Origin of the sequence: Patulibacter sp. SYSU D01012 (assembly GCF_017916475.1) — a bacterium.
Lineage (GTDB): Bacteria > Actinomycetota > Thermoleophilia > Solirubrobacterales > Solirubrobacteraceae > Patulibacter.
Map to the genome: position 1 here is coordinate 326,556 of NZ_JAFMTB010000001.1, position 11,174 is coordinate 337,729.

Below are 11,174 nucleotides of genomic sequence, written 5' to 3' on the forward strand. Positions count from 1 at the left end.
GCGCGCCCGGCGCGCCGCATGCCCCGGCCGAGGGGGATCCGGCCGCCGAAGCGGACCCTGGAGTCCGCCGCCCGGGGCCCGGCGCGCGGCGGCGCGGGCACGGGAGTAGGTTCGGGGGACGGAGGCCCGTCGACCGGCGCCGTCCGGCGCCCGCCCGCCGGGCGCGCGGCGGCCGGCCGGTCCTCCGCCCCGGGCCGGCCCCGGGTGCCCCCACGGAAGGAGAAGCAGATGATCCTGGTGTCCTACGACGGCTCCGACGACGCCCGCGCGGCGATCGCCCACGTCGGCCGCACCATGCCCGGCGCCGAGGTGACCGTGCTGACGGTCTGGGAGCCCTTCATGAGCCAGATGGCGCGCAGCGGGGCCCTCGGCCTCGGCGCCGGCTACCTCAGCGACGACGCCGAGGTCGACGCGGCCAACCGCAAGGGCGCGGAGGAGCGCGCCGCCGAGGGCGCGAAGCTGGCCGAGGAGGCCGGGCTGACGGCGACCTCGCGCATCGCCGAGCGCCGCGAGGGCATCGCCGAGGCCGTCCTGCACGAGGCCGCCGAGCTCGACGCCGACCTGATCGTCACCGGCTCCCGCGGCCTGACGGGCGTCCGCTCCGTCCTGCTCGGGTCCGTCTCGCACGCGCTGCTGCAGCACGCCGACCGCCCGGTGACGGTGGTGCCGTCCCCGGCCGTGGTCGACGAGCGCCGCCGCCGCGCGCAGGGCTGACGCCGCCGGCCGCCGGATCAGGGGCGGCGGCCCGCCGCAGGCCCCTGCTGCGCCCGCGCCGCGGCCTCGTCCGCGGCGCGCTGCTGCACCTCGCGGGCGGCGGCCTCGAGCGCCTCGTCCTCGCCGCGGTCCGGGCCGTGGGGCGCGGGCGAGCGGTGCGGCAGCTCGATCGGGAAGCCGCCGATCGCCGAGCGCAGCCGCTCCGTGATCCGGGTGGCCAGGCGGTGCGGGCCGAAGCGCTCGTCGGCGCGCCGCTGCCGCTCCGGATCGCGCGCGCCGTAGCGCCACCGGGCCCAGGGCGACCCCGGCCGCGCGAGCCGCACGACCGCCCACAGGCCGACGGGCGGGAACACGAGCGTGCCGAAGCCGTGCAGGTAGCGCGACTTCGCGAAGCAGACGCCGCTGACGAGCAGCACGCCGAGCGAGTAGCCCAGCGACACGAGCGTGGCGAGCAGGTCGTCGCCCGTCACCTGCAGGGGGTTGATCCCCAGGAAGACGAGGCCCATGAACGCCGCGGTGATCGCGACGGCGTCGATCGACGTGCGGCCCTCGCGCGCCCAGTACACGTCCTGCAGGTACACCCACAGGGCGAACTCGTCGAACGTCAGGCCGACGCCGATCCCGAACAGGACGGCGGAGACCTCGAACCAGCCCGACTGCCCCTGCAGCGCGAAGCCCAGGGTGCCGCCGCCCATCATCAGGACGATGCCCCACACCAGGTGGTGCAGGTGCACGCCGCTGTCCGTGACGACGCTGCCGGGCCACCACGGGAAGCGGTCGCTGCGGGCCATCCGGGCGCTCGTGCGGATGAACAGGAACGAGCCGAGGAACGCGGCCAGGACGAGGAAGATGCCCTGGCGGCCGGGCTCCTGGACGTACTCGCGCCACAGGTCCCCCGGGATCGCGGCGAGCAGCATGGGCCCCGGAACCTACCCGCTGCGGGATTCCGCCCGCGCCGCCCGTCGTCCGCGCGGCGCGGCGGGCGGACGCTCAGAGCGCCTGCTCGCCGCGGCCCTCCGTCCGGTCCTGCAGCAGCCGGACGGCGTGGGGCTCCACGCCGGAGGCCTCCGTCGCGAGGTGCAGCAGCTCGATCGCCCGGGAGCGGGCGGCGTCCGCCCCGTATCCCGGCAGGTCGACGTGCAGGCTGCCGCCCTCGTCGCGCAGCGCCCCGACGTCGGGCTGCTGCTCCATCGCGTCGAGGACCTCGGCCCGACGGTCCGTCTGCCACTCCACGTCCAGGCGCACGATCGTCATGGTGCCGCCGGTACCCGCGGCGCCCGAGCGTCACACCGGCGGCGGCCGTACCCTGGGACGGCCGTGCCCGCCGCTCCGCCGACCGCCCCCGACGCCCGCGCCGCGCGGGTCGGCGTGGTGGCCGCCGTCTTCTGCGGCGGCGCGCTCGGCACCGTCGCCCGCGCGGCCCTCGGCGAGGCGCTGCCCCACGCGCCCGGCGCCTGGCCCTGGGCGACGTTCGCGGTCAACGTCGCGGGGGCGCTCCTGTTGGGCTGGTGGTCCACGCGCATCGCGGCGACGCCCGACGTCGACCCGCGCTGGCGGCCCTTCCTCGCCACCGGCGTCTGCGGCGGCCTGACGACCTTCTCCACGCTGCAGGTCGACGTGGTGCAGCAGGTGCGCGCCGACGCGTGGGGGCTCGCCGCCGGCTACGCGGCCACGACGCTCGCCGCCGGCCTGCTCGCGGTGGTCGTCGGCCGGGCGGTCGCGGCACGTGTCGCCGCGGCGCGCCTGGGCGCCGGGGGACGGCTGTGAGCGTCCTGCTGTGGCTCGGCGTCGCGCTGCTCGGCGGCGTGGGGGCCGTCCTGCGCTACGCGGTCGACGAGGCCGTCCGCCGCCGCGTGGCCGGGCCCTTCCCGGCGGGCATCCTCGTCGTCAACGTCAGCGGCACGCTCGTCCTCGGCCTGCTCGCCGGACTCGCGCTGCCGCACGACGCCGCGCTGCTGCTGGGCACCGCCCTCGTCGGCGCCTACACGACGTTCTCGACGTGGATGCTCGACACCGTCGGCGCGGCGTCCCGCGGCATGGTGGCGGTGGCGGCGGCGAACGTCGTCCTGTCGCTCGCCCTCGGGGTCGCGGCCGCGGCCCTCGGTCGGGCGTTCGGCGCGGCGCTCTAGTCCTCGCCGGGCGGGGCGTCGGGGCGTGGTCCGGTGGTCGCCGGGTGGGCGCTCGGGTGGCCGCCGGGTGGGGCGTCGGCGCGGGTCAGGCGTTGCCGGTCGGCGCGGCGTGTCGAGGTGGGTGGCCGGGAGGTCCGGTGGTCCCCGTCGGGCGTCGGCGCGGCGTCCGGCGGTCGGCGTCCGGGACCGCGGCGCGGGTACCCCAGAGGTCCCCGGTCGGGCGGCGGGCGTGGTCCCGTGGTCGCCGGGCGGGGCGCGGCGCGGGCGCTAGTCGTCGCCGGTCGGGCGCCGGCGGCCCTGCTTGACCTGCGAACGGCGCCCCTTCGCCTCGAGCCGGCGCTTCTTCGCGCCCTTCGTCGGGGCGGTCGCGCGGCGCGAGGGCGCGACGTACAGCCCCTGGCGCAGCCGCTCGGCCAGGCGCTCGAGGGCGAGCTGGCGGTTGCGGGACTGGCTGCGGGCGTCCTGCGACACGGCGCGGACGACCGGGCCCAGGCGGTCGAGCAGCAGTGCGCGCTGCCCCGGGGTGAGGGTCGGGCTGGCGCGCACGTCGAAGACGACCTCGATCCGCGACGCCGTGACGTTGGCGTGCTGGCCGCCCGGTCCGGACGACCGGCTGGCGCGCACGACGATCTCGCTGAGCGGGATCCGCAGACCCCCGTTGATGCGCAGCGCGTCCTCCATGGCCTCGACCAGGGTAGGGCCTGCGTGCCAGGATAGGCCGACGATGAGCGACCTCCAGCGCCGTTCCGGCAGCCGCATGACCCGCAAGCAGCGCGAGGCCCGGGCCTACCGCCTGACCCTCGCCACCGGCGGCCTGGCCGTCGTCTTCGTCGTGACGCTCGTGCTCGCCGTCGTCGGCATCGTCGGCTTCGGCGCCCCCGTCGTGGCGGCGATCCTCGCCGGCGTCTCCGGCTGGCTGCTGCGCGGCACGCTCAACCCGTAGGGCGAGCGCCGTCGGCCCGGTTGGGCCGACGCGTTCCGGCTGAGGGCCGGCCCGCGGACCTGAGACGGAACCGGTGCGGACGGGGTGACGCGTTCTGGCTGAGGGCCGGCTGGCGGACCTGAGACGGAACCGGTGCGGACGGGGTGACGCGTTCCGGCTGAGGGCCGGCTGGCGGACCTGAGACGGAACGGCTCCGGCCGGGGTGACGCGTTCCGGCTGAGGGCCGGCCGGCGGACCTGAGACGGAACCGGTGCGGACGGGGCAACGCGTTCTGGCTGAGGGCCGGCCGGCGGACCTGAGACGGAACGGATCCGGCCGGGGCAACGCGTTCCGCCTGAGGGCCGACCGGCGGACCCGAGACGGAACCGGTCCGGCCGGGGTGACGCGTTCCGGCTGAGGGCCGGCCCGCGGACCTGAGACGGAACGGGCCCGGCCAGGCCGCCGCGTTCCGGCTCAGGGCCGGCCCGCGGACCTCAAACGGAACGCATCGCCCGCCGCCGGCTTCGCCCGCCGCCCCCGCCACCCACACCGGCCGGGCAGGCGCGGCCACCCCGAGTGGCCCCCGCCGGCCAGCCCCTCAGCGGATCTTGACCGTCGTGCCCATCGGCACGCGCCCGTACAGGTCGACGACGTCCTTCGGGTGCATGCGGATGCAGCCGTGCGACGCGCGCTGGCCGAGCGCCCAGGTCTCGGCGGTGCCGTGGATGCCGATGCCGTCGCGCAGGCCGAGCCAGCGGGCCTTCAGCGGGTTGTTCGGCGCGCCGCCCGGGATGACCTGGCCGGCGAGCGAGCCGGCCCAGGCGGAGTTCGGCACGTGCCAGGCCGGGTTGACCTGCTTCGACGTGACGGTGTAGCTGCCGGCCGGCGTGTCGTGGCCGGCCGCGCCGACGGCGATCCGGTAGGTCTTGCGCAGGCTCAGGCGCTTGAACAGGCGCAGCTTGAACGTGCGGCGGTCGATGGTGACGATCGTCCCGTACTGGGCGCGCAGGCTCTTGATCGTGCGGCCCTTCGTGCGGACGACCGACAGGGCCAGGTCGTTCCGGGGCTTCGTCGGGTCGGCGATGACCGGGTCGACGAGCGCCTTGAGCTTCGCGCGGTCCAGGCGCCACCCGTCGCGGCCGCCGCGGATCCGCATCTTGGTGATGCCGATCTTCACGGAGGCGTCGCGCGCGCTCTTCTTCATGCTCGACAGCGACGTCAGCCACTTCGAGTACGCGGCGGAGTCCCACACGATCGGGGCGTCGACGGCGGTGCCGGCCGGGGCCTTCGACGCGCGGATGACGGCCTTCTCCAGGTCCCACCCGTAGCCGAGCGCGTCCATCGTCAGCTTGTGGCGGCGGCCCGCGACGCGCACGACCACGTCGGCGTCGTTGGGGTGCTTGCCCTTCAGCGCGGTCGTCAGCGTCGCCGCGGCCTGCTCGCGGGTCTGGCCGGACAGGTCGACCCCGGCGAACGTGACGCCGGGCAGGATCGTCGGGTTCGGCTTCTGGGCTGACGCGGCGGACGGGACGAGCGCGGCGGCCGCGAGCGCGCCGAGCACGGCGGCGCGCGGCGCGACCGCACGAAGGGTGAGGGACGGCATGCGATCCACTGTAGGACGGCGCCGCAACCGCCGAGCCGGTTGCAAGCCCTGCTGCGGGTCAGGCCGCGAGCGCCGCCGTCGTCGGCCGGCCCACGGCGCCGCCCGCGCCGAGCGCGCAGCGGAACCCGGTCAGCAGGTCGGCGACGAGCTCGGGGTCCTCGAGCTGCGGGCAGTGGCCCAGGCCCTGCAGCAGCTCGTAGCGGGCGTCCGGCAGCGCGGCGAGCAGGTGGCGCGCGCCGCGGGCGCGGACCATCCGGTCGCGCTCGCCCCACACGAGGAGCACGGGGCACGCGACGCGGTCGAGCGCGAACGGGTCCTCCAGCTCGCCGAGCAGCCGCCGGCCGGTGGCGAGCAGCCGCCGGACGTCGCGGACGGAGCGGTAGTGGGCGGCGAAGCGCACCAGGTCCTCGCGCCGCGCGGCGCCGGGGTCGGCGTAGGCGAGCTGGCGGAAGACGCGGATCGTCGCCGCGCGCACGACGGGCCCGGGCACCGGCACGACGTCCGACAGCAGGTGCCGGACGAGCGGCTGGCGCTCGACCATGCGGAACCAGCCCGGATGCTCGAGTCCCGCCGGGCCGATCGGGACGATGCCGGCGGGCGACGGGCGGTCCTCGGCGCACTGGAGCGCCAGCGCGCCGCCCATCGAGTTGCCGACGACGATCGGCGGCTCGTCCCCCCACAGCTCGCGCGACACCCGGGCGACGAGCCGCCGGTGCTGCACGAGCATCGGCTCGTCGCGGGTCAGGCGGTCGGCGGCGCCGAAGCCCGGCAGGTCGATCGCCACGGCGCGCTGGCCGCGGTCGCCGAGCTCGCGCAGGACGCGCCGCCAGGTGTCCGCGGAGTCGGAGTAGCCGTGCAGCAGCAGGAACGGCGTGCCGGCCGCGGGCGAGGCCGCACCGGTCAGCAGCGCGCGGGTGCGGACGCCGCCGACGTCGAGGCGGCGCTCGACGAGAGGGGTCCGGGCGCTCATCGGGCGACGCTACCACCGCCCGTCCGCCGCCGCGCGTGTTATGGCCGTTTGCAGGGGATTGTGCTGGACGCCCGTACGACGTCCCGCCCGTCGCGTGCCGTCCGCCCCCGGCCGTACCTTCCCCTCTATGGAACTCCGCGAGCTCGAGCACGGCGCCGCCGTCGACCACGTGCTCCTCGTCCGCGGGGTCGACCGACGCTCGCGCAAGGGCAGCGACGACGTCTACCTGCGCCTGGAGCTCGCGGACCGCAGCGGCAGCGTCGTCGCGATGGTCTGGGACGACTGCGAGGCCGTCGAGGCCGTCGCCGTCCGCGGCACCGCCGTCCGGGTGACGGGGCGCTTCGAGGTCCACGAGCGGTTCGGTCGGCAGATCCAGCTCGACCGCCTCTCCGCGGTGCGGCAGGAGGACGTCGACATGAGCACGCTCGTCGAGGGGCCGTCCGTGCCCGTCGCCGAGCTGGAGGAGCGCTTCTGGGCGCTCGTGGGCCGGACGGAGGACCGCTGGGTGGCCGCGCTGCTCGAGCGCGTCTTCGCCCGCGACGGCGCCTTCTGGCCGCGGTTCCGCGCGGCCCCGGCGGCGAAGCACTTCCACGAGGCGTACCCGCACGGGCTGCTCGACCACACGTTGCGCGTGGCCGAGGCCGTCGAGCGGCTGGCGCCCCTCTTCGCCCCCGTCGACCGCGACGTGGCCGTCGCCGGCGCGATCCTGCACGACATCGGCAAGGCCCACACGTACACGGCCGACGCCGTCTCCCCCGAGCTGACCGACCTGGGCCGGCTCGAGGGCCATATCGTCATCGGCTACGAGATCCTGCGGCGCGTCATCGCCGACCTCGACGGCTTCCCGGAGCCGACGGCGCGGTCGATCCGCCACATCGTCCTCAGCCACCACGGCAAGCTCGAGTACGGCAGCCCGGTCGCGCCCGCCACGCGCGAGGCGCTGCTCGTCCACCACGCGGACGACCTGGCCGCGCGCATGGGCACCTTCGACCGCCTGGAGCGCGGCCTGGGGGACGGGCAGGAGTGGAGCGCCTACGACCGCGGCCTGGGCGGCGCGGCGTACTTCGGCCCCGCTCGCGGCGGCGCGGGCGCCCCGCCGGCCGCGGCGTTCGACGGGCCGGACGCGCGGCTGGACGACGCGCACCCGGCCCCGGCCGAGCCGCTGCCCGCGGGCGCCGAGCTGGGCGCGGGCGGGGCGCAGGCCGACGACGCGCTCGCGGCCGGCGTCCCGGACGGCGACGCCGTGGCGGGCGACGCCCCGGCCGCCGCGGCCCCGCTCGACGACTGGTCCCCGGCGCCCGACGCCGACGCGGCCGCGGCCCACGGCGCGGCGGCGGACCCGGTCGCGGCCCGGCCGGCGGAGGGGGCGCGGCGTTCGGACGGCGACGAGCCGGAGCCCGCTCCCGAGCCGCAGCCGACCCCGGAGCCCGCGCCGGCCCCCGAGCCCGCGCCCACCCCCGAGCCGCAGCCGCCGCGCGAGCCGCGCCCCGCGCCCGAGCCCGGGCCCACGTCCGAGGAGCCGGGCGTCGCGGCGGAGCAGGGTGGCGACGAGCCGCGGCGGGACGAGGTCCCGGGGCAGACGTCGCTCATGGACTTCGGCTCGACGACGTTCAGCGCCGCCTAGCGGTCGCCGGCCGCGTTCCCCCCCCGCCCGTCGGGCGGGGTCCCGGCGCCGTCCCGCCCCCGCGGCGGCGGGGCCGCATCGTCCGTCCGTCCCGCGCCGGAGCGGTGGGGGCCGTAAGGTGCTCCGTCGATGGCGAAGGACACCGAGAAGCTGATCAGGCAGCTCTCGCTCATCTCGTACCTCATGGCGGAGCGGCGGCCGGTCACGGCCCTCGAGATCCGGCGTGACGTCGAGGGGTACAGCGGGATGAACGAGGACGCCTTCGCCCGCCGCTTCTACGCCGACCGCGCCGAGCTCGAGTCGCTCGGCATCCAGCTGACGATCGAGCGGCCCGGCGACGGCAGCGCCGAGCAGGAGCACTACTCGCTGCGCAGCGAGAACTTCCACCTGCCGCCGATCGAGTTCACGGACGAGGAGCTCGCGTCGCTGCAGCTGGCGCTGTCGCTGCTCGACGGCGAGTTCGCGTACGCCGAGCCGCTGCGCCTGGCGCTGCAGCAGCTGTCGTGGGGCCGCCCGAGTCCGCTCGAGGAGCCGGCCGCCCGCCTCGTCGGCCTGGGCGTCACGGCGCAGGCGGGCGGACGGGACCCCTCGCAGCGGCTGGCGAAGGTCGAGTCGGCGATCTTCCGCAACAAGACGATCACGTTCGAGTACCACTCGCTGCACCGCGACGTCGTCGAGCCGCGCAAGGTCGACCCGTACCACCTGCTCTTCCGCGGCGGGCAGTTCTACCTGCTGGGCCGCGACCACGAGAAGGACGGCCTGCGCGTCTTCCGCCTTTCGCGCATCCGCGACAAGGTCGCGTACGCGACGAAGGCCGAGCACGACTTCCGCCGTCCCGACGACTTCGATCCGCGCCCGTACGGCGACCGCGCCGACTGGCAGATGTCCGAGGCCGTCGGCACCGCCCGCATCCGCATCGCCGGACGCATCGCCTGGCAGGTGGAGCGCGCGCACGGGCGCCAGGGCACGTTCGCCCCCGTCGACCCCGCGGCGCCCGAGGGCGACGCGATCTTCACCACCGAGTACGGCGTCGCCCGCGCCTTGCTGGGCTGGGTCATGCGGATCGGCGAGCACGCCGAGATCCTCGAGCCGGCCGCGCTGCGCGACGAGTACCGGCGCCGGCTCGAGAGCGTGCGCGACCGCCACACCGGGCCCTTCCTGGCCGCGCCGGGCCGCCCGGCCGAGGTGCGCGAGGACCCGGGCGAGGCCGCGCCCCCCACCCGCGACGGCGTCATCCGGCCCGAGCGCTTCGCGCGCCTGGTCACCCTGGCGTCGATCCTCATCCACGCCGGCCGCGCGCAGGAGCGGCTCGAGGTCGGCGAGCTGATCGGGCGGCTCAACGTCTCCGAGGCCGAGCTGAAGGACGACATCAACGTCCTCAACGTCGTCAACTTCGGCGGCGGCTCGTACGTCCTCTACGCCGAGATCGCCGACGACGGGTACGTCGACGTGGACCCCGAGCCGTACTCGGACCACTTCGCCCGGCCCGCGCGCCTGCTGCCGGTCGAGGCCAAGGCGCTCGTGGCCGCGATCGACCTGATCGGCGACCACTTCCCCGACGGCTCGCTGGCCGCCGTGCGGCGCAAGGTCGTCGACGCGCTCGGCGAGGACCCGCTCGAGCACGGCCTGCAGGTGGCGCACGGCGGCGGCGACGACCGCGAGCTCTCCCAGCTGATCTCGCGTGCCGCCCACGATCGCCGGGTGATCGAGCTCGACTACTACAAGCCCAACGAGGACGAGTTCTCGCACCGCCGGGTCGAGCCGTACGCGCTCATCAACGGCCGCGAGGGCTGGTACGTCGCCGCCTACGACCCGTCGCGCGAGGACGTGCGGCACTTCCGCCTGGACCGCATCCGCGACGCGCAGGTGCTGGACGAGACGTTCGAGCGCCGGCCCGAGGTCGACCCCGCCGCCGACGTGGCCGGCTGGCCGCGCACGGGCGAGCTGCCGGCGTCGCGCACCGCGCGCGTGTGGGTCAGCCCGGAGCGCGCCCGCTGGGAGCGCGAGCGGCGCCGGATCAGCGAGGAGCTCGAGGACGGCGCGCTCGTCACCCGGATCGCCTTCGCGGGCGTCGACTGGCTCGTGCGCGAGGTGCTGACCGAGATCGGCGACCTCGTCGTGCTCGAGCCGCCGGACGCCCGCGAGGCCGTGCGGGCCACGGCCGAGCGGCTGCTCGGGGCGTAGGCGCGGGCCGCCCGGCGACCGCCGGACGGCCCGCGCGGTCCGGCTAGACGGTCGCCCCCTGCCAGACGTCGATCGACCGGCGCAGGCCGGCGGCGACCCGCGCGACGGCCTCCTCGCGGGTGCACGCGTCGTTCAGCCAGTCGGCCACCGGCGCCCACCAGATGCTGCGGCCGATCGCAAACCCGGCGAAGCCCTCGGTCGCCGCGGCGATCCGCACCCAGTGGTCGACGCGCGCGTCGTCGGCGCCGCGGCCCAGGACGATGATCGGCGCGTCGACCGCGCCCCGGGCCGCCTGCGCCGCGACCGCGGCGGCGTCCTCCACGGTCTCGAAGCCCTCGACCTTCCACAGGTGCACGAGGGTGCCGCTGCGCTGGAACGCGTCCATCGTGCGGACGGTCAGCTCCGCGCGCTGCTCGGCGTCGTAGCGGTCGCGGTCCCCGCCGGCCGCGGCGAGCTGGGCGTCGGTCGGCGGCACCAGCAGCTCGAAGAGGAGCTTGCGGCCCAGGCGCTCGCAGAGCGCGGAGACGTCCGCGAGCGCCGCGCGCTCCCGCGCGTTCTGGGCCTCGTCGCCGTCGGGGTTGTAGCGGACGAGGACCTTGACGTAGTCCGGGTCGAGGTCCTCGATGTGCGCGGCGGCGTCGTCGCCGTACTCGAGCGCGAAGTGCTTCTGGCCGCTGCGCTCGCACGCGACGGCCAGCGTCACGCCGTCCCGTCGGGCGGCGCGCGCGACGGCGGCGCCGTACTGCTCGTCCACGAGCACCGCCAGGCGGCCGGCGCCGAACCCGCCGTCGGCCAGCACCGCGCGGGCGCCGTCGTAGATCAGGTCCTTCGCGGGCGGCACCAGCTCGTCGGCCCGGTCCGTGCGGCCCGGCAGCATCTTGCCGACGAGGGCGTTGCGGTGGTCGAAGGCGAGCATGAACAGCGGGGCTGCGTCCGGCATTGGATCCTCCCGGCGCCTCGCGCCGACCGTGCGTGAATGATGAGCGAAATTGCTCATATCGGACCCTAGCCGATCAAGCTTGCTCAAT

At 76.5% G+C, this 11,174-nt stretch carries 12 protein-coding genes; 6 read left to right on the top strand and 6 right to left on the bottom strand.

Going from position 1 to position 11,174, the window contains the following annotated elements:
• Positions 1–228 precede the first annotated feature (228 nt).
• On the top strand, positions 229–714 hold the full coding sequence (locus J3P29_RS01330) for a universal stress protein (RefSeq protein WP_210491192.1): 486 nt from the start codon (positions 229–231) through the stop codon (positions 712–714).
• Positions 715–731: 17 nt separating this feature from the next.
• On the opposite strand, the gene J3P29_RS01335 is transcribed toward J3P29_RS01330, so the two are convergent.
• Together J3P29_RS01335 and J3P29_RS19575 are read right to left on the bottom strand one after the other, a co-directional pair.
• The gene (locus J3P29_RS01335; RefSeq protein WP_210491193.1) at positions 732–1,631 is read right to left on the bottom strand and encodes a hypothetical protein; all 900 of its coding nucleotides are present in this window, start codon (positions 1,629–1,631) and stop codon (positions 732–734) included.
• A gap of 73 nt (positions 1,632–1,704) precedes the next feature.
• Positions 1,705–1,968 (bottom strand): hypothetical protein, encoded by a 264-nt coding sequence (locus J3P29_RS19575; RefSeq protein ID WP_246851881.1) that lies wholly within the window; start codon positions 1,966–1,968, stop codon positions 1,705–1,707.
• Positions 1,969–2,031: 63 nt separating this feature from the next.
• On the opposite strand from J3P29_RS19575, the gene crcB (J3P29_RS19580) reads away from it, so the two are divergent.
• Positions 2,032–2,481 (top strand): fluoride efflux transporter CrcB, encoded by a 450-nt coding sequence (gene crcB, locus J3P29_RS19580; RefSeq protein WP_349239744.1) that lies wholly within the window; start codon positions 2,032–2,034, stop codon positions 2,479–2,481.
• Positions 2,478–2,843 carry a fluoride efflux transporter CrcB gene (crcB, locus tag J3P29_RS01345; RefSeq protein WP_210491195.1) on the top strand — a complete coding sequence of 122 codons (366 nt, stop codon included), beginning with the start codon at positions 2,478–2,480 and terminating at the stop codon, positions 2,841–2,843. The genes crcB (J3P29_RS19580) and crcB (J3P29_RS01345) overlap by 4 nt, the downstream gene beginning before the upstream one ends.
• A gap of 267 nt (positions 2,844–3,110) precedes the next feature.
• Here crcB (J3P29_RS01345) and arfB read toward each other — a convergent pair whose 3' ends face one another.
• Positions 3,111–3,524 (bottom strand): alternative ribosome rescue aminoacyl-tRNA hydrolase ArfB, encoded by a 414-nt coding sequence (arfB, locus tag J3P29_RS01350; protein WP_210491196.1) that lies wholly within the window; start codon positions 3,522–3,524, stop codon positions 3,111–3,113.
• 43 nt (positions 3,525–3,567) lie between these two features.
• On the opposite strand from arfB, the gene J3P29_RS01355 reads away from it, so the two are divergent.
• On the top strand, positions 3,568–3,786 hold the full coding sequence (locus J3P29_RS01355; RefSeq protein WP_210491198.1) for a hypothetical protein: 219 nt from the start codon (positions 3,568–3,570) through the stop codon (positions 3,784–3,786).
• Between the two features lie 577 nt (positions 3,787–4,363).
• Here the strand turns inward: J3P29_RS01355 and J3P29_RS01360 are convergent.
• Positions 4,364–5,368 (bottom strand): L,D-transpeptidase, encoded by a 1,005-nt coding sequence (locus J3P29_RS01360; RefSeq protein WP_210491199.1) that lies wholly within the window; start codon positions 5,366–5,368, stop codon positions 4,364–4,366.
• 58 nt (positions 5,369–5,426) lie between these two features.
• Positions 5,427–6,338 (bottom strand): alpha/beta hydrolase, encoded by a 912-nt coding sequence (locus tag J3P29_RS01365; protein ID WP_210491200.1) that lies wholly within the window; start codon positions 6,336–6,338, stop codon positions 5,427–5,429.
• Between the two features lie 127 nt (positions 6,339–6,465).
• Here J3P29_RS01365 and J3P29_RS01370 point away from each other — a divergent pair, with 127 nt between their 5' ends.
• Together J3P29_RS01370 and J3P29_RS01375 are read left to right on the top strand one after the other, a co-directional pair.
• Positions 6,466–7,962, top strand: coding sequence for an HD domain-containing protein (locus J3P29_RS01370; RefSeq protein WP_210491201.1), 1,497 nt, complete (start codon positions 6,466–6,468; stop codon positions 7,960–7,962).
• Between the two features lie 129 nt (positions 7,963–8,091).
• A complete protein-coding gene (locus tag J3P29_RS01375) occupies positions 8,092–10,146 on the top strand; it encodes a WYL domain-containing protein (RefSeq protein ID WP_210491202.1) in 2,055 nt (684 codons plus the stop codon).
• 43 nt (positions 10,147–10,189) lie between these two features.
• On the opposite strand, the gene J3P29_RS01380 is transcribed toward J3P29_RS01375, so the two are convergent.
• Positions 10,190–11,086 carry a DUF2090 domain-containing protein gene (locus J3P29_RS01380; RefSeq protein WP_210491203.1) on the bottom strand — a complete coding sequence of 299 codons (897 nt, stop codon included), beginning with the start codon at positions 11,084–11,086 and terminating at the stop codon, positions 10,190–10,192.
• Positions 11,087–11,174: the final 88 nt, after the last annotated feature.

What these genes read in the sequence shown, in the direction of transcription:
- J3P29_RS01330 (WP_210491192.1), top strand. Translation starts at nt 229, where the DNA reads ATGATCCTGGTGTCCTACGACGGCTCCGACGACGCCCGCGCGGCGATC.
- J3P29_RS01335 (WP_210491193.1), bottom strand. Translation starts at nt 1,631, where the DNA reads ATGCTGCTCGCCGCGATCCCGGGGGACCTGTGGCGCGAGTACGTCCAG.
- J3P29_RS19575 (WP_246851881.1), bottom strand. Translation starts at nt 1,968, where the DNA reads ATGACGATCGTGCGCCTGGACGTGGAGTGGCAGACGGACCGTCGGGCC.
- arfB (WP_210491196.1), bottom strand. Translation starts at nt 3,524, where the DNA reads ATGGAGGACGCGCTGCGCATCAACGGGGGTCTGCGGATCCCGCTCAGC.
- J3P29_RS01355 (WP_210491198.1), top strand. Translation starts at nt 3,568, where the DNA reads ATGAGCGACCTCCAGCGCCGTTCCGGCAGCCGCATGACCCGCAAGCAG.
- J3P29_RS01360 (WP_210491199.1), bottom strand. Translation starts at nt 5,368, where the DNA reads ATGCCGTCCCTCACCCTTCGTGCGGTCGCGCCGCGCGCCGCCGTGCTC.
- J3P29_RS01365 (WP_210491200.1), bottom strand. Translation starts at nt 6,338, where the DNA reads ATGAGCGCCCGGACCCCTCTCGTCGAGCGCCGCCTCGACGTCGGCGGC.
- J3P29_RS01370 (WP_210491201.1), top strand. Translation starts at nt 6,466, where the DNA reads ATGGAACTCCGCGAGCTCGAGCACGGCGCCGCCGTCGACCACGTGCTC.
- J3P29_RS01375 (WP_210491202.1), top strand. Translation starts at nt 8,092, where the DNA reads ATGGCGAAGGACACCGAGAAGCTGATCAGGCAGCTCTCGCTCATCTCG.
- J3P29_RS01380 (WP_210491203.1), bottom strand. Translation starts at nt 11,086, where the DNA reads ATGCCGGACGCAGCCCCGCTGTTCATGCTCGCCTTCGACCACCGCAAC.